Annotated in this window: 20 protein-coding genes; 6 read left to right on the top strand and 14 right to left on the bottom strand. The window is 66.9% G+C overall.

Annotation, left to right across the window (positions count from 1 at the left end; translation table 11 throughout):
* Window positions 1–97 precede the first annotated feature (97 nt).
* On the top strand, window positions 98–520 hold the full coding sequence (locus tag DIZ26_RS01250; protein WP_112236771.1) for a MarR family winged helix-turn-helix transcriptional regulator: 423 nt from the start codon (window positions 98–100) through the stop codon (window positions 518–520).
* A 3-nt stretch (window positions 521–523) separates the two neighbouring features.
* On the opposite strand, the gene DIZ26_RS01245 is transcribed toward DIZ26_RS01250, so the two are convergent.
* The 4 genes from DIZ26_RS01245 to DIZ26_RS01230 form a co-directional block, all read right to left on the bottom strand.
* A complete protein-coding gene (locus DIZ26_RS01245; protein ID WP_112236769.1) occupies window positions 524–1,615 on the bottom strand; it encodes an LOG family protein in 1,092 nt (363 codons plus the stop codon).
* A gap of 27 nt (window positions 1,616–1,642) precedes the next feature.
* Entirely contained in the window at window positions 1,643–2,518 is an 876-nt protein-coding gene (locus DIZ26_RS01240) for a carbohydrate ABC transporter permease (protein WP_112236767.1), read from the bottom strand.
* Window position 2,519: 1 nt separating this feature from the next.
* Window positions 2,520–3,485, bottom strand: coding sequence for a carbohydrate ABC transporter permease (locus DIZ26_RS01235; RefSeq protein ID WP_112237176.1), 966 nt, complete (start codon window positions 3,483–3,485; stop codon window positions 2,520–2,522).
* A 71-nt stretch (window positions 3,486–3,556) separates the two neighbouring features.
* Window positions 3,557–4,837, bottom strand: coding sequence for an ABC transporter substrate-binding protein (locus DIZ26_RS01230; protein WP_112236765.1), 1,281 nt, complete (start codon window positions 4,835–4,837; stop codon window positions 3,557–3,559).
* A 256-nt stretch (window positions 4,838–5,093) separates the two neighbouring features.
* Here DIZ26_RS01230 and DIZ26_RS01225 point away from each other — a divergent pair, with 256 nt between their 5' ends.
* Entirely contained in the window at window positions 5,094–6,383 is a 1,290-nt protein-coding gene (locus DIZ26_RS01225) for an aspartate aminotransferase family protein (protein WP_112236763.1), read from the top strand.
* A gap of 1 nt (window position 6,384) precedes the next feature.
* On the opposite strand, the gene DIZ26_RS01220 is transcribed toward DIZ26_RS01225, so the two are convergent.
* From DIZ26_RS01220 to DIZ26_RS01200, 5 genes are all read right to left on the bottom strand, one after another.
* The gene (locus DIZ26_RS01220) at window positions 6,385–7,290 is read right to left on the bottom strand and encodes an aminoglycoside phosphotransferase family protein (RefSeq protein WP_112236761.1); all 906 of its coding nucleotides are present in this window, start codon (window positions 7,288–7,290) and stop codon (window positions 6,385–6,387) included.
* Window positions 7,291–7,331: 41 nt separating this feature from the next.
* On the bottom strand, window positions 7,332–8,195 hold the full coding sequence (locus DIZ26_RS01215) for an amino acid ABC transporter permease (RefSeq protein WP_112237174.1): 864 nt from the start codon (window positions 8,193–8,195) through the stop codon (window positions 7,332–7,334).
* Window positions 8,195–8,842 (bottom strand): amino acid ABC transporter permease, encoded by a 648-nt coding sequence (locus tag DIZ26_RS01210; protein WP_112236759.1) that lies wholly within the window; start codon window positions 8,840–8,842, stop codon window positions 8,195–8,197. The genes DIZ26_RS01215 and DIZ26_RS01210 overlap by 1 nt, the downstream gene beginning before the upstream one ends.
* 70 nt (window positions 8,843–8,912) lie before the next feature.
* Window positions 8,913–9,833 (bottom strand): glutamate ABC transporter substrate-binding protein, encoded by a 921-nt coding sequence (locus DIZ26_RS01205; protein ID WP_112236757.1) that lies wholly within the window; start codon window positions 9,831–9,833, stop codon window positions 8,913–8,915.
* Window positions 9,834–9,899: 66 nt separating this feature from the next.
* Entirely contained in the window at window positions 9,900–10,661 is a 762-nt protein-coding gene (locus DIZ26_RS01200; protein ID WP_198675820.1) for an amino acid ABC transporter ATP-binding protein, read from the bottom strand.
* 255 nt (window positions 10,662–10,916) lie between these two features.
* Between DIZ26_RS01200 and DIZ26_RS01195 the strand changes: the two genes are divergently transcribed.
* On the top strand, window positions 10,917–13,589 hold the full coding sequence (locus DIZ26_RS01195) for a glycosyl hydrolase (protein WP_112236755.1): 2,673 nt from the start codon (window positions 10,917–10,919) through the stop codon (window positions 13,587–13,589).
* A gap of 68 nt (window positions 13,590–13,657) precedes the next feature.
* Here DIZ26_RS01195 and DIZ26_RS01190 read toward each other — a convergent pair whose 3' ends face one another.
* Entirely contained in the window at window positions 13,658–15,217 is a 1,560-nt protein-coding gene (locus DIZ26_RS01190; protein ID WP_112237170.1) for an amidohydrolase family protein, read from the bottom strand.
* Window positions 15,218–15,726: 509 nt separating this feature from the next.
* Here DIZ26_RS01190 and DIZ26_RS01185 point away from each other — a divergent pair.
* The 3 genes from DIZ26_RS01185 to DIZ26_RS01175 are packed head-to-tail and all read left to right on the top strand — an operon-like array spanning window position 15,727 to window position 19,449.
* On the top strand, window positions 15,727–17,262 hold the full coding sequence (locus DIZ26_RS01185; protein ID WP_157979520.1) for an outer membrane protein assembly factor BamB family protein: 1,536 nt from the start codon (window positions 15,727–15,729) through the stop codon (window positions 17,260–17,262).
* A gap of 32 nt (window positions 17,263–17,294) precedes the next feature.
* Window positions 17,295–18,785 carry a tRNA (N6-isopentenyl adenosine(37)-C2)-methylthiotransferase MiaB gene (gene miaB / locus DIZ26_RS01180; protein WP_112236750.1) on the top strand — a complete coding sequence of 497 codons (1,491 nt, stop codon included), beginning with the start codon at window positions 17,295–17,297 and terminating at the stop codon, window positions 18,783–18,785.
* Window position 18,786: 1 nt separating this feature from the next.
* The gene (locus DIZ26_RS01175; RefSeq protein ID WP_112236748.1) at window positions 18,787–19,449 is read left to right on the top strand and encodes a phosphotransferase; all 663 of its coding nucleotides are present in this window, start codon (window positions 18,787–18,789) and stop codon (window positions 19,447–19,449) included.
* Between the two features lie 11 nt (window positions 19,450–19,460).
* Here DIZ26_RS01175 and DIZ26_RS01170 read toward each other — a convergent pair whose 3' ends face one another.
* From DIZ26_RS01170 to DIZ26_RS01155, 4 genes are all read right to left on the bottom strand, one after another.
* Complete coding sequence (locus DIZ26_RS01170) at window positions 19,461–21,335, bottom strand: LamG-like jellyroll fold domain-containing protein (RefSeq protein WP_112236746.1); 1,875 nt, start codon at window positions 21,333–21,335, stop codon at window positions 19,461–19,463.
* 76 nt (window positions 21,336–21,411) lie between these two features.
* Complete coding sequence (locus tag DIZ26_RS01165; protein WP_112236744.1) at window positions 21,412–21,864, bottom strand: NUDIX hydrolase; 453 nt, start codon at window positions 21,862–21,864, stop codon at window positions 21,412–21,414.
* 109 nt (window positions 21,865–21,973) lie between these two features.
* The gene (locus tag DIZ26_RS01160; protein WP_112236742.1) at window positions 21,974–22,219 is read right to left on the bottom strand and encodes an antitoxin; all 246 of its coding nucleotides are present in this window, start codon (window positions 22,217–22,219) and stop codon (window positions 21,974–21,976) included.
* A 90-nt stretch (window positions 22,220–22,309) separates the two neighbouring features.
* Window positions 22,310–22,552, bottom strand: a complete 243-nt coding sequence (locus DIZ26_RS01155) for a hypothetical protein (RefSeq protein ID WP_112236740.1) — start codon at window positions 22,550–22,552, stop codon at window positions 22,310–22,312.
* Window positions 22,553–22,605 lie beyond the last annotated feature (53 nt).

Raw genomic sequence — 22,605 nt, 5'->3', positions numbered from 1 at the left:
CAGTCCGTCCTGTCGGATCGAAGAAGGTTTATATAAGGAAACTTAGATCAACTTCCTGATATAAGCAACCTGTCTTCGATGCGCTAGGGTGACAGCCATGACGTATCGACCGGCCGAGGTCGCGCTGGCGGTCAAACGGCTGCAGTACCGGCATCACCGCGCCCTGAGCCAAGCGCTGGCGCCGCTCGGGCTGTCCCTTGTCCAGTGGGACACGCTTCGTCATCTGCACCGCAAGCCGGATGCCTCGCTGCACGACCTCGCGGGGCTCACGTTCCAGACCGACCAGTCCTTCGGCTCCCTGGCCACCCGGATGGCCGACCGTGGCCTGATCGAGCGAGTGCCAGGACCGGGCCGGGCGGTGCGGCATCAGCTCACCGACGAGGGTGCACGCCTCCGAGCCGAGGGACAGCGCGCCGTGGACAAAGTCGTCGAGTCCTCGTTCAAGGGCCTGTCAGCCACCCAACTCAACCAGTTGGGCGAGCTGCTCGACCTCGCCCTCGGCGCAGACCCGACCGCCTAGCAGTCAGGCCGAGACGAGCTTGGTGGCGTCCTCGATGGTGTCGACGAGGTGGATGGACGAGGCCATCGGACGGTCGGCCGCCAAGCGCTGGAGGACGTCCCAGACCGGGACCTTCGCGGTCCAGTGGTCGGTGTCGACCAGGATCATCGGCGTCTGGGTCGCGGGGTCGCCGTAGTAGTTCGGCGTCACCGCCTGGAAGATCTCTTGGACCGTGCCGGCCGCGCCCGGCAGGTAGATGATGCCGCCGCGCGCCCGGCGGAGCAGCACGTCCTCGCGTTGGGCGTTGGAGAAGTACTTCGCGATCGAACTCGCGAACACGTTCGGCGGCTCGTGCCCGTAGAACCAGGTCGGGATCGACACCCCACCGTCGCCGGGGAAGGACTGCCGTACTGCGAGACCCGCCGCGGCCCAGTCGGCGATCGATGGCCGAAAGGACGGCACCTGGGCCAGCTCACCCAGAGCCGTCTCGACCGAAGCATCGTCGTACGCCGCCAGTGATGCGCCCAGGTTGGCCGCTTCCATGGCACCCGGACCGCCGCCGGTGGCAACCATGAGGCCAGAGCGTGCCAGCGTCCGCCCGAGCAGTACCGCGGCACGGTAGTCGGGATCGCCTCGCAGGACTCCGTGGCCGCCCATCACGCCGATCCAGGGCCGGTCGCCCGGTAGTTCCGCCAGCGCGTCCGCGATCGCGTGGTCGTGCAACGCGGCCGCCAGCGTCCGGCTGGTGTCGCCGCGCTCGTCCTGCTGCCGCGACCACGCGTAGATCCGGGCGTCCGGTGTCGCCTCGTATCCCGACGACAGACCGGCGTACAGCTCGTCGGCGGTGTAGAGGAAGCCGCGGTACGGGTCGAAGGGCAGCTCGGGGATCGTCGGGAAGATCAGTCCACCACCATCGCGGATCCAGGTGGCGGCCTCCTCCTCGAGCGTGCAGCCGAGGAAGACCGAACCGGCCGGCTTGAGCCTTCGTAGTACCAAGGTGCGGTCGACCAGCGGCACGGACTGGACCCGCCAGCCAGTCATCGAGGTGGCTCCCGACGCCACGATCCGGTCGAAGTGCTCCAGCGACTCGATATCCACATGTGGAACAGCAGGCATCGTCACGCAGAGCACCCTAGTCCTGAGCTAGTCCTTCAGGCCCGCATTGATGTCGGCGTTCATCACGTACTTCTGGAAGACCAGGTAGAGGGCCACCAGCGGGATCATCGACAGCACCGAGGCGCCCAGCAGGACCGACCAGTTCACGTTCTCCGCGCCCACGATGGTCGCCACGCCGATCTGGAGGGTGTACTTGCCCGGGTCGTTCAGCACGACCAGCGGCCAGATGTAGTCGTTCCACCGCCACTGGAACGAGAAGATCGCCAGGGTCAGCATGATCGGTCTCGACAGCGGCAGCATGATGCGCAGCAGCGTCGACAGCTCGCCCGACCCGTCGATGCGAGCCGCCTCCAGTAGGTCGTTCGGCACTGTGAGGAAGAACTGCCGGAACATGAAAGTCCCGGTCGCGGTGATCACCGCCGGTACGACGACGGCCGAGAGGCTGTTGTAGAGGTGCAGATCGCGCACCACCAGGAACAGCGGCGCGAGGATGACCTCACCGGGCAGCATCGTGGTCGCCAGGATGCAGAGGGCGAACAGCTTGACCCACCAGTTGTTGTACTTCGCCAGCGCGTACCCGCAGGCAGCACTGGCGACGATGGTGAGCACGGTGGCCGAGACCGCGACGATCAGCGTGTTGACGAAGTACTTCGCGACGTCGAAGCTCGTCCACGCCTGGGTGTAGCCCTTGATCGTCGGGTGCTTGGGGAAGAACGTCAGCGGGTAAGAGAACAGCTCGCCGGCGGGCTTGAACGAGCTGAGCAGGAACCACAGGACCGGCAGCCCGTACACGGCGACCATCAGCCACATGATGGTGGTCGCCCAGAACTTCTTGGTCAGGTCGCCGGTCATGCCCTGCTTCGTGGTACGGCGAACGGCCGAAGGCGCGGTAGTGGCGGCCATGTCAGGACTCCTTGCGCCGGTTGATGACGAGTTGCACGATCGCGATGACCATCAGGATCAGCATCAGGACGAACGACGCGGCGCTGGCGTAGCCGATCTGTGCCCGCTGGAAGCCCTTGGTGTAGATGTACTGGACGATGAGGTTGTTCGCCGTACCCGGTCCGCCGGCGTTGATCGCCTGGACCAGCGCGTACTCCTTCATCGAGCCCAGCACGCTCAGCAGCACCACGATGAAGGTCGTCGGCGCGATCGCGGGCAGCGTGATGTTGCGGAACTTCGCCCACGCGCCGGCGCCGTCGAGCGACGCCGCCTCGTAGTACGCGGTCGGCACGTTCTTCAGTGCGGCGACGAACAGCAGCATGTTGAAGGCGGTGCCGCCCCACGCCGCGGCGATGATGACGACGAACAGCGACAGGTTCGCATTCGACTGCCAGGGCACCTCCTTGCCGCCCAGCGACGTGATGACGAAGTTGACCAGGCCGAAGTTCTCGCCGAACATCCAGCGCCAGATCACCCCGGCGATGATCGGCGAGATGAGCCAGGGGAGGAAGAAGATGATCCGGGCAACGCTCTTGCCCTTGGTGTAGTCCGTGACCAGCAGTACGGCGGTGCCCAGCGACAGCACGATCGTCAGCGGCACCACGCCGGCAGTGAAGGTCACTGTGCGAGTCAGGGCCGAGTAGAACGCCTTGTCGTTGAGCAGCCGCTGGTAGTTGTCCAGGCCCACGTACGGCGCGTCGCCGACGCCGGTGTAGCTGGTGAACGAGTAGAGCAGCCCGGTCACCGCAGGCCAGACGAAGAACGTGATGAACAAGAGCAGGTTGACCGAGATGAGCACCAGTGGCGCTGCGGTGTATCGGTTCAGAGGTCTGCCGCGCCGCCGAAGCAGGCGCGGTCGCGCGGGCTCCGGCCCCCGCCGTACTGCGCGGCCCGGTGCCTCCGCCGTCGCTTGGATGCTGTCCACCATGCTGCTCTCCTCGTACTCCGTGCAGTGGACCGCCGGCATCGGTGGATGCCGGCGGTCCCGCGATCAGGACGTCAGCTCAGTTGCGAGTTGAGGCCGTTGACGATGTTGTCGACCGTCTTCTGCACGTCTTGTTCGCCGTTGATGAACTTGGCCATCTCGGGCTTGGTCGGGTCGTCCTGGACCGCCTTGCCCTCGAGGATGAGCTTGGTACCGGCAGCCTGGCCCGATGCCGAGATCGGGTCGGCGAGCTCGATCTCCTTGTTGTAGAGGTCGAACGCGGCGAGTGCGGCCGGCGACTTGAACGGGTACTTCAGGGCGAGACCGGACTCGACCGACAGGTAGCCGTTGGACTGGGCCAGCTTGGTGTAGTTGTCCTTCTGGAAGAGGAAGTCCACCCACTTCTTGGCCGCCGACGCGGTCTTGTCGTTGTTGAAGGCAACGACCTTGCCGCCGAGGTTGATGTCGGTGGCCTGTACCGGGCCCGGCGTCGGAACGCTGGCCCACTCGAAGCCGGTGATGCCGTCGGCGAAGTCGGGGACCTGCCAGACGCCGGAGTAGTAGGCCACCACCTGGCCGCTCTTGAACAGCGCGTTCGGGTCGGCGCCCGAGGTCCAGACCGACTTCGGCATCACCTTGTCGTCGTTCATCGCCTTGAACTTGGTCAGCGCGGCGATCGTCGCGTCGTCAGGCTTCTGGTACTTGCCGTCGTCGCCGAGCTGGAAGCCCTTGCCGCCGTTGTTGTAGATGAAGCCCCGGATCCGGGCGGCGGAGTTGTCGTAGACCAGGTCGTACTTGGCCTTCGTCGCGGTACGGACCTTGGTCGCCGCCGCGAGGAACTCGTCCCAGGTCCAGGTCTTGGCCGGGTCGGTCGGGAACGGCACGCCGGCCTTGGTGAACAGGCTCTTGTTGATGAACAGGCCGGCCGCGGTGAGGTCGGAGGGGATCGCCAGCACCTTGCCGTCCTGCTCGGTGACCAGGTCCTTGCGGATCTTGTTGGCGTCGTTGTTCGACGTCGCGCTCAGGTCCTGCAGCTTGTTGATCCAGATCGTGTCCAGCGACGGCACGCTGGCGACGTCGGGCAGGGAGTTGGCCTGCGCGGACTGCCGCAACTTGTCCTGGTAGCCGTCGTAGGGCTGGTTGACGACCTCGACCTTGATGCCTTCCTTGGCCTCGAAGTCCTTGGCGAGGTCGGTGTAGCCCTGGATCTGGGCGGCGGTCGACAGCCAGAAGGTGATCTTCTTGGCGCCGCCCGAGGCCGAGTCGTCGCCGGAACCGCCACCGCAGGCGGCCAGTGCCACCGCGGCCACGACCACCACCGGCACCCATCGCCAGCGTCGAAGTGAAGTGCTCATCTTGCAGTCTCCTTGGTTCCAGGCGGGCCTTCGTTGGCGTCGGACGCTAGTGGGCAAGCGTTTACCGAGTCAATAGTCAGGACAAAATTGAGTAGGTTGTTCTGACATTTTCTTGTTATCTCCTCTGCGGATGTTAGCGGTATCACTCCGGGGAGCGTTCCCCGTGATCGAGTGCCTGCGAGGAGTAGCCCTTGGGGCCGGGTCGCACAGTACGGCGTACTGTCGGCGAACCGCGCGATGAGGTAATGCTTAGGGCATGACTCATGCGGAGCTCTGGGAGCGTCACAAGGCCGTCATGCCGGACTGGCTCGCGTTGTACTACGAGGAGCCGATCGAGATCGTCAAGGGAACCGGGCGCCGGGTGACCGACGGCGAAGGCAAGGAGTACCTCGACTTCTTCGCCGGCATCCTGACCAACGCGATCGGGTACGACATCGCGGAGATCTCGGACGCGGTCCGGGAGCAGTTGGCCAGCGGCATCGCCCACACCTCGACGGTGTACCTGATCCGGCGGCAGATCGAGCTGGCCGAGAAGATCGCCGAGTTGTCGGGGATTCCGGACGCCAAGGTCTTCTTCACCAACTCCGGCACCGAGGCGAACGAGGCGGCCCTGCTGCTGGCGACGCAGAAGCGCCGCTCGAACCAGGTGCTCGCACTGCGCAACTCGTACCACGGACGCGCGTTCGGCACCGTCGCGATCACCGGCAACCGGGGCTGGTCCGCCAGCAGCCTGTCGCCGGTGAACGTGCAGTACGTGCAGGGCGCGTACCGGTATCGCAGCCCGTTCAAGGATCTGCCGGACGCGGAGTACATCAAGGTCTGCACGGACGACCTGCGGGAGGTCATTCAGACCACCACAGCCGGCGACGTCGCCTGCATGATCGTGGAGCCGATCCAGGGCGTCGGCGGCTTCTCGTCCCCGCCTGACGGCCTGTACGCCGCGTTCAAGGAGGTGCTCGACGAGTTCGGCATCCTGCTCATCTCCGACGAGGTGCAGACCGGCTGGGGCCGCACCGGCGAGCACTTCTGGGGGATCCAGGCGCACGACGTCGTACCGGACGCGATGACGTTCGCGAAGGGCCTCGGCAACGGGTTCGCCATCGGCGGCGTGGTCGCGACACCCGCACTGATGGACAGCCTGAGCGCGAACTCGTTGTCGACGTTCGGCGGCAACCCGATCTCGACCACCGCGGCGAAGGCGACCATCGACTACCTGCTCGACAAGGATCTCCAGGCCAATGCGGCCAAGCGCGGCGCGCAGTTGATCGACGGCCTGCGCGGCATCTCGGAGGAGTTCCCCGAACTTGGTGACGTCCGCGGCAAGGGCCTGATGCTGGCGGCCGAGATCGTCACGCCGGACGACAACAAGCCGGATCCGGCCGCCACGGCGAAGCTGCAGCAGGAGACCAAGAACCGTGGCCTGCTGATCGGCAAGGGCGGCCTCTACGGCAACGTTCTGCGGATGGCGCCGCCGATGACCCTGACCGAGGAAGAGACCACCGAGGCGCTGGAGATCATCCGCGACTCCTTCAACACCCTGCGCTGAGCTACCCGGCCGCCGCGTGGTCCTTGAGGACCTCCTCGATCACGCGGCGGTTGGTGGCAACGCTCTCCTCGTCGGTCCCGAGGTCGGCGGCCATCACGATCAACGCCTTCCACAGCGCCCATCCACGCGCGCGAGCCCAAGTGCCTGCGTCCTGATCGACCGTACGACGGAATGCCTCGCGCCCGGCCCCGTCGAACATCGTCCAGGCGATCACCAGGTCGCACGCGGGGTCGCCGACCCCCGAAGTACCGAAGTCGATCACTGCAGAAAGGCGGCCGTTCTCGACAAGAAGGTTGCCGCTGGCAATGTCTCCGTGGAACCACTTCGGCGGCCCGTCGTACACCGACCCGATCGCGGCCTCCCAGACCTCAGCCGCGGCAGCGGTGTCGAGGTGTCCCTCGAGTACTTCGAGCGCCTGGCGGGTCTCGCCGTCGTAGTACACCGGCGGCGTACCCCGATAGAAACTGTGCGCCCCGGCGACCGGCCCGTCGGTGGCATCGCACTTCTGCAAAGCCAGAATGAACTCGGCCACTGCCGTCGCGAACTCGACCAGGTCGTCGATCCGCTCCGGTGCTGCCGTCTCCCCGGCCAGCCAGCGCCGAACCGACCAGTTGAACCCGTACCCCTCGCCCGGAACCCCTTTCCCCAAAGGCTCCGGCACCGCAACCGGCAACTGCGGCGCCAGGACCGGCAACCACCGATCCTCCTTGTCCACCGCAGGCGCATACCCCGCCGCGGTAGGCAACCGCACCGTCATCGAGTCCCCCAACCGGTAAGTCCGGTTGTCCCACCCCTCCACCGCCACCGGCTCGACCGCCAACTCCCCCCACTGCGGAAACTGCGCCTTCACCAGCCGCCGCACCAACCCCACGTCAATCCCGGCACGACCGTCGTCCTGCGAAGTCATCCCCGCAGTCTTCCTTCAGCCGCAGACCGAGGCAACGCGTTTTAGGCGGCGCCGCCGTCGTCGAGGGGGGCGGCGGTGACGGTGGTTCCTGGGGCGATCTTGCGGTTGCGGCGGGTGCGGGCTTCGAGGTACCGGGCCAGCAGGGAGAGCAGGGAGCACAGGCCGATGTAGATGACCGCTACGACCATGTAGGTCGGGATGTAGGGGAAGCCGAATTCGAGGCGGCCGCCCATCTGCTTGGCGACGTACAGGAGTTCGTTGTACGTGATGATGAAGCCGAGCGCGGTGTCCTTCAGCAAGACGACGAGCTGGCTGACGATCGCGGGCAGCATCGCTCTGACTGCCTGTGGCAACAAGATCAGCCGGACGACCTGGTTCTTGCGCAGTCCCATGGCGTAGGCAGCTTCGCGCTGGCCCTTCGGTACCGCGCTGATCCCGGCGCGGAAGATCTCGGCGAGGACGGAGCCGTTGTAGAGGGTGAGGCCGAACACGACGGCGTGAAACGGGGTCAGGCCGAGGTGGTACTGCAGGCTGCCGTAGTAGAAGAAGAACATCAGGATCAGCAGCGGGATCGCGCGGAACAACTCGACGACCAGGGTGGCCGGAACGCGGACCCATTTGTGGTCGCTGATCCGGGCGGCGGCGAACACTGCGCCGAAGATCAGCGCGAGAACGGTGGCCGCCCCGGCTGCCCGCAGCGTGTTCAGCAGGCCGGTGAGCAGTTCTTTCTGGATGGCCTTGTACTCGAACTGCGCCCAGCGCCGGGCGGCGAACTGCCCGTTGTCGTTCAGCCGCAGAACGAGCCAGATGACGACGGCCACAACGGCCACGATGACGACGACATTGAGGATCCGGTTGCGCAGTCTCGCGCGCGGGCCCGGAACGTCGTAGAGGACTGCGCTCATCAGGCTACCGCCGTCCGTCGTTCGGCCCACCGTTGCAGGAAGACCAGGGGAGTGATCAGGATCAGGAAGCCGATGGTGATCCAGACCAGCGTGAGCATCTGGTTCTCACCCCGTTCGGCCATGGCCGCCGGGATCGCGCCGGCTTCCAGGACCGAGAACCCGGCCGCGATCGTGGTGTTCTTCAGCAGCGCGATCAGCACACTGGTCAGCGGTGGCACGATCGCGCGGAAGGCCTGCGGGAGCACGACGATCGTCAGTACCTGCATGAACGTCATTCCCACCGCACGGGCAGCCTCGGCCTGACCGGGGGAGATCGTGTTGATACCTGCCCGGACCACCTCGCAGATGAACGCGGAGGTGTAGAAGGTGAGGGCGGCCACGGCCGCCCAGAAGAAGGTCGGCAGGCTGAGCTGCGTCTTGGCGGCGCCGAAGAAGAGGAATGAGAAGACCAGCGTCAGCGGCGTGTTCCGCAGCGTGTTGACGTAGCCGGTGCCGATGCCGCGCAGTGCCGTGACCGGGGAAACGCGGAAGCCGGCCAGAACGGTGCCCAGGATCAGACTGAGGACGCCGGCCACCAGGAACAACCTGAGCGTCGTCCAGAAACCGTCCCGGAACAGTTCCCAGTTGTCGGTGAGGACCGAGAGCATCGCGACCTTCCAGAAGAGGGGGACAGCCAGGGCGACCCCGGACGAACCGGGGTCGCCCTGACCCGATGGATCAGTACTTCTCGAGCGAGGGCGGTGTCGCGGCGGCGCCGGACTTACCGAGCGTCTCGTCGTACAGGGCCTTCCAGGTGCCATCGGTGAAGGACGACTCCAGGCCGGCGTTCACCTTGTCCCGCAGAGCCTTGTCGGTCAGCGGGAGGCCGATGCCGTACTTCTCGGTGCTGAACGGCTTGCCGACCACGCGCAGCTCGTCCGGCGCGTTCGCGGCGTAGCCCTTGAGGATGGCGTCGTCGGTGGTGACGGCGTCGGTCTTGTTGTCCAGCAGCTGGGAGACGCACTCGGAGTAGGTCTTGAACTCGGAGATGTTGCTCGCCTCGGTGAGCTGCTCGTCCTTGACCCGCTGGATCGGGGTGGAGCCGGTCGCGGAGCAGACCTTCTTCCCCTTGAGAGCGGTCTTGCCGGCGTCCATCGACGTGTCGGACTTGCGGACCAGGAGGTCCTGACCGGCGACGAAGTACGGTCCGGCGAACGAGACCAGCTTCTTGCGCTTGTCGGTGATCGAGTACGTGCCCACGTAGTAGTCGATCTGTCCACCGCCGATCGCGGTCTCGCGGTTCGCGGACGGGATCTCCTGGTACTCGATCTTGTCCGGGTCCAGGCCGAGCTGCGCCGACACCATCCGGGCGATCTCGATGTCGAAACCGCAGCGCTTGCCGTTGGCGTCCTTGTAGCCGAGGTTCGGCTGGTCGGCCTTGACCCCGACGACCGCGTGGCCGCGGGCCTTCATCTTGGTGAAGGTCGGGCTGCCGGTCACGTCCGCGCCGCTGGCCACGGTGAACTTGTGCAGGTCGCCGCAGGAGCCGGTGGTGCTGCCGCCGCCACCGGCGGTCGGCGAATCGTCCTTGCCACAGGCACCGACGGTCAGCGCGAGCGCCGCGACGCCGAGAGTGGCGACGAGGTTGCGCATTCTCATTGAGGTTCCCCTTCGTGTGTTTTTACTGCAGTTGCGGCCTGCCCACGGGGCCTGCCGGGCGTCTGGTCAGTGCTTGAGGATCTTCCCGAGGAAGTCCTGCGCACGCCGGGAGGTCGGGTTGGTGAAGAAGGTCTCGGGGCTGGCCTCTTCGACGATCTCGCCGTCGGCCATGAACACCACCCGATTGGCCGCGCTGCGGGCGAAACCCATCTCGTGGGTGACCACGACCATCGTCATGGACTGCCTGGCCAGGTCGATCATCACCTCGAGGACCTCCTGGATCATCTCCGGGTCGAGGGCCGAGGTGGGCTCGTCGAACAAGATGACCTTGGGCTCCATCGCGAGCGCGCGAGCGATCGCGACGCGCTGCTGCTGGCCGCCGGACAGTTGCGCCGGGTACTTCGAGGCCTGGTTGGCGACCCCGACGCGCTCCAGCAGTTCCATCGCGCGCTTCTCGACGATCTTGGGGTCGGCCTTGCGGACCTTCAACGGGCCGAGGGTGACGTTTTGCAGGATGGTCTTGTGGGCGAAGAGGTTGAAGCTCTGGAAGACCATGCCGACGTCGGCGCGGAGGTTGGCCAGGGCCTTGCCCTCGCTGGGGAGGGGCTGGCCGTCGAGGGTGATGGTGCCGGAGTCGATCGGTTCGAGCCGGTTGATCGCGCGGCACAGCGTGGACTTGCCGGAGCCGGACGGGCCGATCACGACCACGACCTCGCCCTTGTTGATGGACAGGTTGATGTCCTTCAACACGTGCAGGTCGCCGAAATGTTTGTTGACGCCCGTCAGGGCGACGAGACCAGTTGTCGTCACGGTGCCGGAATCGCTCATGGCGAGAACTTATCGGAGCCGGGGGTGAGCCGCACGGCTGCGGGGTCCCACGGAGGTAACGATCTGCGACCGAGGTGCCGTTGAGTGACCGATTGGTTACGCACCGAACGATCGTGCAGGATTTCCCTTTGTTCCGTCTCTCGTCGCCGCGATCCCTACCGTTGAGCGCACCCCGGACGTATGGTCCGAGCGGCTGTGTGCTACGGGAGCGCCGCCAGACCAACGGCGCCCCGCCGAAATATGTCGGAGAGTGTCATGCGTATCTCGCTGACCGGACGTACTCGAAAGATCCTGGCAGGTGTCCTCGGTGTGGGGCTTGTCGCCGCCGGCGTGGGCGGCTATGCCGGCCGGTACGAACTCAAGGAGGAGTGGCTCAAACATCAGTGGGCCGACAAGCACTACAACGCGGCGGTGATGGAGAAGGCGCTGATGATCGCCGGCGGCAACCCGTCGGAGATGCAGAGCGAGTCCAAGGAAGCGTTCACCATCGCCGACGAGTTCGAGCAGGCTCGAACGGCACCGGGAATCGTTGCCCCGGGCGCGTACTCCGCGGCCTTCGCCCAGCTGACCGCGATGCAGCACACGGCCGGGACCTGGAGCGACGTCACCAAGGTTCCCTACAACGCGGACGACCCGCGCTACCGCGACTGGTATTCGAACTCCAGTGGTGGCGCCGGGCACGTGACCGGCCGGATCACCGGCCTCGCCGCCGACAACTCGAACCACGTGTACGCCGCCGGCGCGAACGGTGGCGTCTGGCGCTCGAGCGCGGGCGGCGGCAACTGGACCCCGCTGAGCGACTCCCTGCCCTCACTGAGCGGCGGTGACCTGCAACTGGCCGGGGACGGATCGCTCTGGTATGCGACCGGCGAGGCCAACACCGGCGGTACGTCGTACGTCGGGTCGGGCGTCTATCGCCTGGCTAATCCGACCTCGGGCGTCTTCGCTCCGTCGGACCGGGTCGGTGGCAAGGAACTCGAGTCGACCACGGTCGGCCGGCTGCGCTGGGGTGGCGGCCAGGTGTTCGCCGCGACCAACCGCGGTGTCTGGTACCACGACGCGTCGACCAAGGCGGGCGCCTGGAAGGTCGCGTTCTACCCGAACCCGGACTTCATGCCCGAGATCAAGGACGACGCCGGCAACGTGCTGGTGCCGGCCGGAACCCAGACGGGTGGCGCCACCAACGCGGCGTACAAGAACATCGTCAACGACATCGCGATCGACCCGAAGAACCCCAAGCACGTGATCGCCGCGATCGGCTGGCGGTCGGGCGACACCTACAACGGCTTCTACGAGACGAACGACTTCACTGCCGGTCCGTCGAGCTGGAAGCGGCTGAACGTCGTCCTCGGCGGTATCAAGAACAGCACCGACGTCGGCTACACGACCTTCGCGTTCTCCAAGACCGGCGACCGGTTGTACGCGCTGGTGCAGCAGCCGAGCAAGATCAACGGCAGCACCAGCCTGGCCGGCATCTTCGTGTCGAAGACCGGCAGTCCGGCCGGTCCGTGGAACAAGATCGCGGATCCGCAGATCCTGCACAACAGCGGCTCCGCACTGAGCCGCAAGGGCTACGCCGTCGGCGTACAGGCCTGGTACAACCAGTTCCTCGCCGTCGACCCGGCCAACGCCGACCACGTCTGGGCCGGTCTGGAAGAGGTCTTCGAGACCACCGACGCCGGCTCGCACTGGGCGACAATCGGCCCGTACTGGAACTTCGGCTTCGGCTGCTGGGACATCTCGGACGCGAAGAACACGTGCCCGATGACCCCACACTCGGACCAGCACTCCGTTGCCGTCGGTACGGCGGGAGGCAAGCCGGTCGTGTTCGTCGGCAACGACGGCGGTCTCTACCGGCGCCCGGTGAACGGTCAGATCAACGCGAACAAGAACGCCACCGACTGGTCGTCGCTCACCGACGACGGGACCATGGACGCGCTGCAGTACTACTCGGTGTCCGTCGGCAAGGACACCAAGAACGGCGGCGTCGTGGTCTCCGGCGGTCTGCAGGACAACGGAGTCTCGAACCTGTTCTCGGTCAAGCCCGACGGCAGCACCAGCGAAACCGAGATGGGCTCGAACTTCGGTGGTGACGGCGGTGACGGCGCGGCCGACCCGCAGAACGGGTGCAACCAGCTCCAGGAGTACACGTCGCTGGCGGTCAAGATCACCAACAACTGCGCGCTGAACCCGGGTGCGTTGAGTATCGACCAGGCGAGTTCGTGGAGTCTGGACCCGGGTGACCCGGCGCCGCGGTTCATCGCGCCGGTCGCGATCGACTCGGCGAACTCCAGCGGGTTCATCGCCGGTGGTCAGTACGTCTACACCTCCACCAAGGGCTGGGGGATGCGGAGCGCCTCGGAGTGGACCAAGGCGTTCGACCTCGGCGCGGGTCACTCGGCGACCGCGGTCGCGATGCGCGGCGGCGTCGGCTGGGTGAGCTGGTGCGGTCCGTGCAACAACGCCGGGTTCGCTCGCGGGCTGGCGACCAACGCGGGTGGCAGCTGGCACCAGGTCACGCTTCCCGGCACCTTCCCGAACCGGTACCTCGCCGGGGTAGGGATCGATCCGGCGTCGGGTCAGCACGCGTACGTCGCGGTGAACGGGTTCTCCCGCCGCTTCACCGAGGGACCGGGTGCGGGTGTCGGCCACGTCTTCGAGACCAAGGACGGCGGCGCGACCTGGACGGACATCTCGGCGAACCTGCCCGATATCCCGACCAGCGCGGTCAAGCAACTGGCGAACGGTGCGCTGGTGGTCGGGTCCGACCTGGCGACCTTCTACCGGGCGCCGGGTGCGACGAACTGGCAGGTCCTGGGCAACGGTGCGCCGACGACAACCGTGATGGACATCGAAGCCGGGCCTGACGGCCGGGTGTACGCCGCAACTCACGGCCGCGGGATCTGGAGCATCACCCCGCCGGCCTGAGTCACTCCAGCCAGGACGGCTCGCTCTCTCGAGGCGAGCCGTCCTGCTGTCCTGTCGTTCCCTGTTGGTCAAGCGGGGCGGCTGGTTCCGCAGCAGCCGCCGGTGGCGATCGCGGCGGCCGAGGGAGGCTGCTTCACCGCGGTCTCGACGTCGGCGAGCATCTTCTGCCGGGCAGCGGGAGAGATGACCCGGCCCCGAGTGATGACCGAGTGGATCCGCCGGGTGTTGCGGATGTCCTGCAGCGGGTCCGCGTCGAGTACGACGAGGTCGGCGAGCTTCCGCGGCTCGACCGTACCGGTGTTCAGCCCGAGGAATCGCGCGGGCTCGATCGTCGCAGCGGCCAGCGCCTGCCTCGTCGATGCGCCGGCGCCGACGAGCAACTCGAGTTCGTCGTGCAGGGCGAAGCCGGGTACGGAGTACGGCGTACCGGTGTCTGTGCCGGCAAGGACCGGTACGTCGTGTGCGAACAACTCGCGGACGAATCGTTGCCGGTACTCCCACATCTGCTGCTGGTGCGCGATCTCCTCGGCACCGCGGTTCGCCTTGTAGAGCGTGTCCATCACGTACTCGAACGTCCCGATCGAGTCCTCACTGAGGTACTTCAGCGTCGCCGGATCCGGACCGGTGAAGTCGGGCAGGTCCAGCGCGTGGTGCATGGTCAGCGTCGGCGTGACTCGGGTCCGGTTGCGCCGGAGCGTGCCGAACACGTCGGCCGCCCGTGCGGGGCTATAGGTGTTCGCGGCGATCCACTCGATCGGGTGCATCTGGCGGAACCAGCCGTTGTAGTCGCCGGTCTTGACGGTGATGGCGCGCTGCATACGGCGTACGTCGGCCTCGCGAGTCGACACAGACAACGCCAGCGAGTGGATGTGCTCGATGCTGCGCTGCCCGGCGGCGCTGACCTGCTTGATCGACACCTGGTCGGGCGCATGCCCGTGCACGGTGAGTCCCTGCTTCTTCGCCTCGTCGAGAATAGCCCGGTACGCCGTGGGGCTGAGTCGCGAGTACACCTTGACGAAGTCGGCGCCCTCGCCTTTCACCAGCCGTACTGCGGCCCGCGCGCCTGCCTCGTCCTTCACCACCAGCACGTGCAGCAGGTTCGGGTCCCACAAGGTCGGGTCGCCGTCGATGATCTGACTCGCCACAACCATCCGCGGTCCGAGCAGGGTGCCCGCCTCGATCCGATCACGCCAGTCGTACAGAACGGGGTCCGGGGCGGCCATCTCGCGGACCGTGGTGAGCCCGTTCGCCAGGTAGAGCGGCGGCGAGACGTGCTTATCGCCGAGCGAATGAACGTGCATATCGGCAAGCCCAGGGATGACGAACTTGCCGGACAGATTGAGCTCAATAGCACCACGCGGCACCGGCAACCGGCCGACTCCGATGATCCGATCGCCGCTGATCAACACAGTCTGATGCTTGTCCCGCCTCCCGCTGACCACGTCGATGACGGTGACATCGGTCAACGCGGTGATCCGGGTACCACGCTGATTGCGCGTGCTGATGCCGGAAGTGGCAGCGGCGGGGGAGATGGCGGCGGCGGAGGAGTTTGCGGAGAAGGAGCCACCGGCAACCACTGCGACCCCGGCGGCGCTACGAGCGAGAAATTGACGACGAGAACTGTTCATGGGTTCCAGTGTTGTGGCGCGGACCGCTCGCAACAGGAGTCGCAGAACCCCGATCACGGGTAGTGCTAACTCCACCCCCACCCCGTCGCCGGCGGGCGCTCCTGCGTCGCGTCCTTCGATGTCTGGCTCCCACCCGCCCTGGGGCGCGGGCGCCTGCGTCGCCTGCTGAGTGGGTGCGTGGCTGGGTTTGCCAGCCAACCATCCGTTGCTTGAACGAAAGACAGGCGAGTGGCGATGGTGGCAGACGACATCGACATGGGACTCGACTGTCAAGGACGTCGGCCTACATCGGCCGCGGAGCAGCCGTGCCCGTAAGACCTCCCCGCTTCGGAGGCGTTCGGCGGCCTGAGCCAACACATCTTGCAGACGACGAGTAAGGCTGCGCACCTGCTGGGTCGGAGCCGGATGCCGAAGGGCTCGACGCCGGAGCGCCCGTAGGCGGCGGCGTGGGCGAGACGCGCGCTCGCCTACAGGCAGTGGGACCCCGCAGCCCACCTATGCTCTGCCGGGTGAAGTTTCAACTGGTCGCTCGTGGGCGGGCAATCTTTCTGGGGATCCTCGCGTTGGTAGGCCTCGGCGCCGTGGGGTGGGCGATCGCCGTACCGCGACCGGTCCTCTACGTCCTGGGTCTGCTGCTCTGCGCACCTCTGATCGTCCTCCTGGCCGCTGAAATCGTCCGGCGGCGCACGTCGCGGCGGCTGATTCTCTGGTCTGCCGGGTTGCTAGCCGCGGTTGTTGTGCTGGTGGTTGCGATCGCGGTTCCGCGGGCGGCTCTGGACGGTCAGAGCCGATCCGGCGTCAAGTGGTCCGCATCGCTGGACGATCGGGTGCCGATGATGAGCGGAATCTCGGTCTGGGCGATCGGTGACCGTATTTATCTTTTGAGCGCCGAGCAGCCGCTGCGGTCCTACGAGAAGTCGACGGGCCGGTTCGTTGCCAGCTATCCGGCAGCCCGGTACGAAAAGACGGCGGTCGCTGCCGACGGTTCGGTCGTCGGCTGGTCGGCCTCCGCCGAGGGCGGGGGCAACCTGACCTACTACGCCCGCGACGGCGAGAAGCTCTGGGCCAAATCCTTCAAAGGTCGCGGGGCGATCGGCTCGCTCGGCTACTTCACGCCTGTCGTGGCGGCGTCCGAGGGGCTGGTCGTGCTCGCGGACTGCAAGTTCAGGGAGTTGAGTGAGGCCAAGCCCTGTACCTGGACCGGCGTCGACAAGACGGGCAAGACCGTCTGGACGCAGCAGGACTACCGGGCGGCCGAGAACTTGGCAGGGCGGACCCGCATCTTCCGCCGTACGGTCCCGGCGTTGCCGTCCGTGGTGGTGGGGCTGCGTCAGGTGGACAAGGAGCGCCGCGAGTACGTCATCCGGTCCGCTGCCGACGGCCGTGAGCTGAACCGGCACCTTATCCAGCCGCTGAGCGCGCTCGGCTTGCAGGGTGATCTGACCGTGATCGCGGAGAAGGTCGATGACAACTGCCAGCTGCTCGGTTTCCGCGACGGCAAGCAGACGGTCGCGACCTCGGGAATGCCCTGTCTGCAGGGGATGGACACGGAGTACGCAGGCACCCTTCAGCTCACCCCCGAACGGGCGTACCTGCTGGAGGGCGGGAATGCGCGGACGGTGTCGCTGAAGGACGGCAGTTGGCGGTCGATCGGCGGCCTGACCATCTCCACCGGTGACGAGCCGGCGGTGGCTGGGTCCGACGAGATCGTCTACCGCAGCGGCGGCACCCTCACGGCCGTCGACGCCGGCAGTGGCGACCAGCTGTGGAAGAAGGACGTTCCAGGCGACATCGTCGGGATGTACGTCGACAACGGCGGCCTGCTGGTCTTCAGCAAGCCGAACGTCCACAACCCGTTCCTGTCCCACGCCGACCAGGACGAGCGGGCGATCCAGGTCACCTCGTGGGTGTCGCGGACCGGGAAGCAGACGGCTTCGCTGCTGGTCCGGAACGGCAACGCGACCCGTGGCGCCTCAGCCGGCCCGGGCCAGAGCTTCCTGGTCGCCTACGACGTCCCGGCTGTGCGACTGGTCGGTGCCGACTGAGACCGCCGTACGACGTAGGCTTGGTGGCTGTTATGCGTACATATGAGGTCCGCACCTACGGGTGTCAGATGAACGTCCACGACTCCGAGCGCCTGCGCGGGCTGCTGGAGGACGCGGGCTATGTCCGTGCGCCCGAGGGTGACCAGGCCGATGTGGTCGTGTTCAACACCTGCGCGGTCCGGGAGAACGCCGACAACAAGCTGTACGGCAACCTCGGTCATCTCGCGCCGGTGAAGGCCAAGAAGCCGGGGATGCAGATCGCGGTCGGCGGCTGCCTGGCGCAGAAGGACAAGGCGACCATCACCAAGAAGGCGCCCTGGGTGGACGTCGTGTTCGGCACCCACAACATCGGTTCGCTGCCGGTGCTGCTGGAACGGGCCCGGATCGCCGAGGAGTCCCAGGTCGAGATCCTGGAGTCGCTCGACGTGTTCCCGTCGACGCTGCCGACCCGCCGCGAGTCGCCGTACTCCGCCTGGGTCTCGGTCAGTGTCGGCTGCAACAACACCTGCACGTTCTGCATCGTCCCCGCGCTCCGCGGCCGCGAGAAGGACCGCCGGCCGGGCGACGTACTCGCCGAGGTCGAGGCACTCGTTGCCGAAGGCGTGCTCGAGGTGACGCTGCTCGGCCAGAACGTCAACTCGTACGGCGTGGAGTTCGGCGACCGCTACGCCTTCTCCAAGCTGCTCCGCGCCTGTGGCGGCATCGAGGGGCTCGAGCGGGTCCGGTTCACCTCGCCGCATCCGCGCGACTTCACCGCGGACGTGATCGAGGCGATGGCCGAGACGCCGAACGTGATGCCGTCGCTGCACATGCCGCTGCAGTCCGGCTCCGACCAGATCCTCAAGTCGATGCGCCGTTCGTACCGTCGCGATCGCTACCTGAAGATCATCGAGGACGTGCGCGCGGCGATGCCCGAGGCGGCGATCACGACCGACATCATCGTCGGCTTCCCCGGGGAGACCGAAGAGGACTTCCAGGGCACGCTCGACGTGGTCCGGCAGGCGCGGTTCGCGGGCGCGTTCACCTTCCAGTACTCCAAGCGGCCCGGCACTCCGGCGGAGTCGATGGAGGACCAGGTGCCGCGCGACGTAGTACAGGACCGCTACGAGCGGCTCGTTGCTTTGCAGGAAGAGATGGCCTGGGCCGAGAACAAGGCGATCGTCGGCCGGTCGCTCGAGGTGCTCGTTGCCGAGGGGGAGGGGCGGAAGGACGCCGCGACCCACCGGCTGTCCGGGCGCGCGCAGGACAACCGGCTGGTCCACTTCGCGCTGCCCGAGGGTGTCGAGAAGCCGCGTCCTGGCGACATGGCGACCGTCGAGGTCACGTACGCCGCTCCGCATCACCTGGTCGCGGACGTCTTCGGCTCCGTACGGCGTACTCGCGCAGGCGACGCGTGGGAGCGCCTGCAAGACGCGCCGGCCACATCGTCGGCTGCTTCGCCCGGCGTGATGCTCGGGATGCCGCAGATCGGCGTGAAGCCCGCCCCGCTCGAACCCGCCACGGGCGGCTGCCAAGTTGGCTGACGTGATCCCAGCCGACGCGGAGCCGTTCGCCTCGGGGCGGGACGCGGATGTCTACTCGATCGACGACGCGTGGGTGCTGCGGCGGTATCGCAACGGTTATCCGGTGCGCGACGAGGCCGATTTCATGCGCTGGGTCGCGAAGTACGACTACCCGGTGCCGGCCGTCCGCCAGGTCGACGGTGCCGACATGGTCATCCAGCGCCTCACCGGCCCGACCTTCGCCGACGCAGCGCTGGCAGGCGACATCACCGCGGTCGAACTAGGCCGCCTCCACGCCGACCTGCACCGCCGCCTCCACGCGATCCCACCCCCGAGCGGCACCCCCGGCCTCGTCGTCATGCACGGCGATCTCCACCCCTACAACGTGATCCAGACCGCCGACGGTCCCGTCGTGATCGACTGGCGGAACGCGGAAGAGGGCCCGCCGGAGTTCGACATCGCCATGACAGCGATCATTTTCGCCCAAGTAGCACTGGACCCGGGCTGGGCCACCCTCTCTCCACTCCTCCGCGAGTCGTTGGCGACCTATCTCGCCAACTCCATCGACCCCACGCCGGGCCTCGACGCCGCCCTGGACTCCCGCGGTAACAACGTCACTCTTACCCCGGAAGAGCTGGCCCTCCTCCCGGCGCAGGCCGAGCTCATCCGTTCACTCCTGCGGTAGCTCATCTGCGCTTATGCAGTGAGGAACTGGTTCGGCTTCAGGGCATGGTCGACGATGCGGATGTCGCCTATCCAGCCGGCGAAGCCCTGGTCGATGGTGTTGGCGTAGTGGCCGGCGCCTAGGAGCCAGGGGGCGCCGGTGGTGCTGAGGCCGTTCGAGGGGGTTGCCGGATTGCGGAGGAGTTCCGACGAGTCGACGTACAGGGTGCTGTGTTTGCCGTCGTTGACGACTGCCAGGTGGAACCAGCGGCCGGCGAGTTGTTCGTGGCCCCAGTTGGTGAAGGTGTCGTTCTGGTCGAGCGGGTAGACCGCCCACTGGACCTGGCGACCGCCGGAGAAGCCGAGCTTGGCGACCGGCTCGAACGGGTCGCTGCCCGTTTTCCCGACGTCGGCGCCGGTACCGAGTCGGCTGAGCAGCCCCTCCCAGGCGTGGTCGGCGCCGTCGTCGGCGAGTTTGACGAAGGCTTCGATCGTGTAGCCGGTGCGGAAGGCCTGCCGGTTCAGCGGCGCGTTGTCCGCAGTACGGAGGTAGCCGCCGCGCGCAGGATCCTTGCCGCCGGCAAATATCCAGCTCGCGTGCGCGGGCTGGTCCGGGTGATGGTCGGTCGAAGGCTTCAGGCTGTCGGCGGGACTGTCCGGCAGCAGGACCGGCGTGAGGTCGTTGCCGCGCCCGGACCGGTCGATCACCTTGCTGCCAACGGCTCCGTCGAGTCGCCAGTACGCAAGCGTGCCGGGGATGACCAGTTCGCGGGCCGGGCGTTCCGGACGGACCGGCCGCGGGTCGAACCCGGCGAAGCGGGCGGCGAAGTCGAGCGGTACGGAGAAGCGGTTGGTCTCGTCGGTGAGTTCGACTTCGCCCTCGGCGAGCAGGCTGCGCCGGGCCGGCTCCTGGTCAATGATCCACGGCGAGATGGTCTCGACGTCGATCGTGTTGCGCGCCAGGTCGAAGTGGTAGAGGCGGATCATCGCCGAGCCGCCGTAGTACCGGTCCTGGTAGTTGGTGATGTGCAGGTGCACGTCGTGACCGGCCTTGTTCTGCCGGACCACGCGGCCGGACGGCCAGAAGTGGCCGTTCAGGGTGAGGAAGATCTGGTCGTTGCCGTCGACAAGTTGTTCCCAGACGCGGTTGCCGTGATCGGAGAACCTCGCGACCGGGTCGCCCGCGTCGGCGTACACGAGCTCGTGGATGGTCAGGATGACGGGCATCCGAGGGTGCTCGGCGATCACCTTGCGGGCCCAGGCGAAGCCGGCGTCCGACGGCCGCCAGTCCATTGCCAGCAGCAACCATTGCCGGCCGGCCGCGCGGAACACGTGGTACGAGTTGTACCCGTCCGGCGTCGAACCGCCGTACGTGCTCGATCTGCGGAACCGGTGCGGCCCGAACGTCTGCAGGTACGGCGTATCGCCGCGCTGGTCGTCGGTGCGGCCGTCGATGTCGTGGTTGCCCGCGAGCACGGAGTACGGCATGCGGGCGCGGTCGAGTACGTCGAACACAGGACCGGCCTGGGCGAACTCCAGCGCGAGCGCGTTCTCCACCACGTCGCCCAGATGCGCGGTGAAGACGATGTTGTCGGCGGCGCGCTGCTCGATCAGATACTCGAAGCTCGCGGTCAACGGCGCGGGATCGCCCCGATCGGTGTCGAACAAGTACTGCGTGTCCGGCACGACCGCGAGCGTGAAGCGCGGGCTGTCCGGATTCCCGGTACGCCGCGCGGCCGCGCTCGTGGTGACCAAGGCGCTGTCGTCCATCGTCGAGGCGCCGGCCGTCGTACTGGCGGAGGCCGGTGAGAGGGCGCCCGGCAGAGCGCCGACCCCGAGCGCGCCGACGCCGGCGGCACCGGCCTGAAGCAGCCGCCGCCGGCTCGTACCGTCGTTCTGGATCGTCATTCAGAGCCTCCGCAGTCGTTGACAACGAAGGCACTGTAGGGCTCCTCACCCCGCCCGACGGTGAACAGCCGGAGAACTACTCGAAACCTTGCGCGATGATCGCGGGGAGTCCGCCGGATCGGACCCCGGCGAGGACTCGGGCCTCGTGGGGGACGACCGGGTCGGGGAGGTTGTCCAGGGAGTACCAGCCGAGGCCGGCTGCCTTGCCTGGCTCCATCAGGCGGGGCTCGCCCTGCCAGCGGGTGGTGATGAAGAAGAAGTCGACGCGTTCGTCGATCGGCTGCCCGTTGCCGCCGGTGCGGTGCATCGCGGTGAGGGGGACCAGGTCGGCCGGGTCGATCTCGACGCCGACCTCCTCGCGCACCTCGCGGATCGCCGCGGCGAGCACCGACTCGTCCTTCTCGACATGACCGGCGGGCACGGCCCAGTAACCGTCCATGTAGCCGGTGTCGGCCCTGAGCAGCAACAACACCTCGTCGCCGCGCCGAAGTACGACGTACGCCGCGGGAATCACCTGGAACCGATCCATGCCCGCAACCCTAGACGGACCCGCCGACCACCCGATCCGGCGAGGCGGGGGAGGGGAAACAGTGAAGGGCCGCGAGGGGGAATCCTCGCGGCCCTTCGGAGACGCGACGTCAGGCGGGGTTGTTCGGCCCGTTGGCGATGTCGTCGTCCTGACCGTCGAGACCGTCGAGACGGTCCTTGGCGACGTCGACACCCTGGTCGATCTTGTCGCCGTACTTGCCGCCGGTCTTCTCGTCAACGAAGTCGCCGGCCTTGTCGAGGCCCCCACCGACCTGGTCGCCGTGCTGGTCGACGAGGTCGGTCGCCTTGTCCTTGAGTTCCTCGGCCTTGCCCTTGAACTTGTCGAAGATGCCCATCTCGTGGGGCTCCCATTCCTAGCGTAGTGAACTACTTACAGACAGCTAGCGGCGATCTTCCCACCTGGAAGCCCTTGAGTGTGGGATGTCTCAGTTTCCGCCGGCCGGCGGCGCCTCGACGTCCCCGCCGCTCTCCTCCGGGCCGTCCCCACCGACCTCGACGTCGCCACCACTCTTGGCTTCGACGTCCCCACCACTCTTGGCCTCGACGTCGCCACCGCTCTTGCCCTTCAGCTCCACATCGCCGCCGCTGCGCTTGGCGGCGTCGAACTCGCCGTCCAGGTCCAGGTTGTCCTTGGCCGCGTCGGTCTCTTCGTCGAACGGATTCGTCACTGTATGTCCTCCCGAGTCGGTACTGCGGTGAATGTGTCGGCCCCCCACAGCGG

It is taken from the genome of Kribbella monticola (assembly GCF_003261635.1).
GTDB classification, from domain to species: Bacteria; Actinomycetota; Actinomycetes; order Propionibacteriales; family Kribbellaceae; genus Kribbella; species Kribbella monticola.
The sequence above is the reverse complement of the archived record's forward strand: the minus strand, read 5'-3'. Positions and strand labels throughout refer to the sequence as shown.

Excerpts from the sequence above, each read along its gene's own strand:
- DIZ26_RS01250 (WP_112236771.1), top strand. The coding sequence starts at position 98 with ATGACGTATCGACCGGCCGAGGTCGCGCTGGCGGTCAAACGGCTGCAG.
- DIZ26_RS01245 (WP_112236769.1), bottom strand. The coding sequence starts at position 1,615 with ATGCCTGCTGTTCCACATGTGGATATCGAGTCGCTGGAGCACTTCGAC.
- DIZ26_RS01240 (WP_112236767.1), bottom strand. The coding sequence starts at position 2,518 with ATGGCCGCCACTACCGCGCCTTCGGCCGTTCGCCGTACCACGAAGCAG.
- DIZ26_RS01235 (WP_112237176.1), bottom strand. The coding sequence starts at position 3,485 with ATGGTGGACAGCATCCAAGCGACGGCGGAGGCACCGGGCCGCGCAGTA.
- DIZ26_RS01230 (WP_112236765.1), bottom strand. The coding sequence starts at position 4,837 with ATGAGCACTTCACTTCGACGCTGGCGATGGGTGCCGGTGGTGGTCGTG.
- DIZ26_RS01225 (WP_112236763.1), top strand. The coding sequence starts at position 5,094 with ATGACTCATGCGGAGCTCTGGGAGCGTCACAAGGCCGTCATGCCGGAC.
- DIZ26_RS01220 (WP_112236761.1), bottom strand. The coding sequence starts at position 7,290 with ATGACTTCGCAGGACGACGGTCGTGCCGGGATTGACGTGGGGTTGGTG.
- DIZ26_RS01215 (WP_112237174.1), bottom strand. The coding sequence starts at position 8,195 with ATGAGCGCAGTCCTCTACGACGTTCCGGGCCCGCGCGCGAGACTGCGC.
- DIZ26_RS01210 (WP_112236759.1), bottom strand. The coding sequence starts at position 8,842 with ATGCTCTCGGTCCTCACCGACAACTGGGAACTGTTCCGGGACGGTTTC.
- DIZ26_RS01205 (WP_112236757.1), bottom strand. The coding sequence starts at position 9,833 with ATGAGAATGCGCAACCTCGTCGCCACTCTCGGCGTCGCGGCGCTCGCG.
- DIZ26_RS01200 (WP_198675820.1), bottom strand. The coding sequence starts at position 10,661 with ATGAGCGATTCCGGCACCGTGACGACAACTGGTCTCGTCGCCCTGACG.
- DIZ26_RS01195 (WP_112236755.1), top strand. The coding sequence starts at position 10,917 with ATGCGTATCTCGCTGACCGGACGTACTCGAAAGATCCTGGCAGGTGTC.
- DIZ26_RS01190 (WP_112237170.1), bottom strand. The coding sequence starts at position 15,217 with ATGAACAGTTCTCGTCGTCAATTTCTCGCTCGTAGCGCCGCCGGGGTC.
- miaB (WP_112236750.1), top strand. The coding sequence starts at position 17,295 with ATGCGTACATATGAGGTCCGCACCTACGGGTGTCAGATGAACGTCCAC.
- DIZ26_RS01170 (WP_112236746.1), bottom strand. The coding sequence starts at position 21,335 with ATGACGATCCAGAACGACGGTACGAGCCGGCGGCGGCTGCTTCAGGCC.
- DIZ26_RS01165 (WP_112236744.1), bottom strand. The coding sequence starts at position 21,864 with ATGGATCGGTTCCAGGTGATTCCCGCGGCGTACGTCGTACTTCGGCGC.
- DIZ26_RS01160 (WP_112236742.1), bottom strand. The coding sequence starts at position 22,219 with ATGGGCATCTTCGACAAGTTCAAGGGCAAGGCCGAGGAACTCAAGGAC.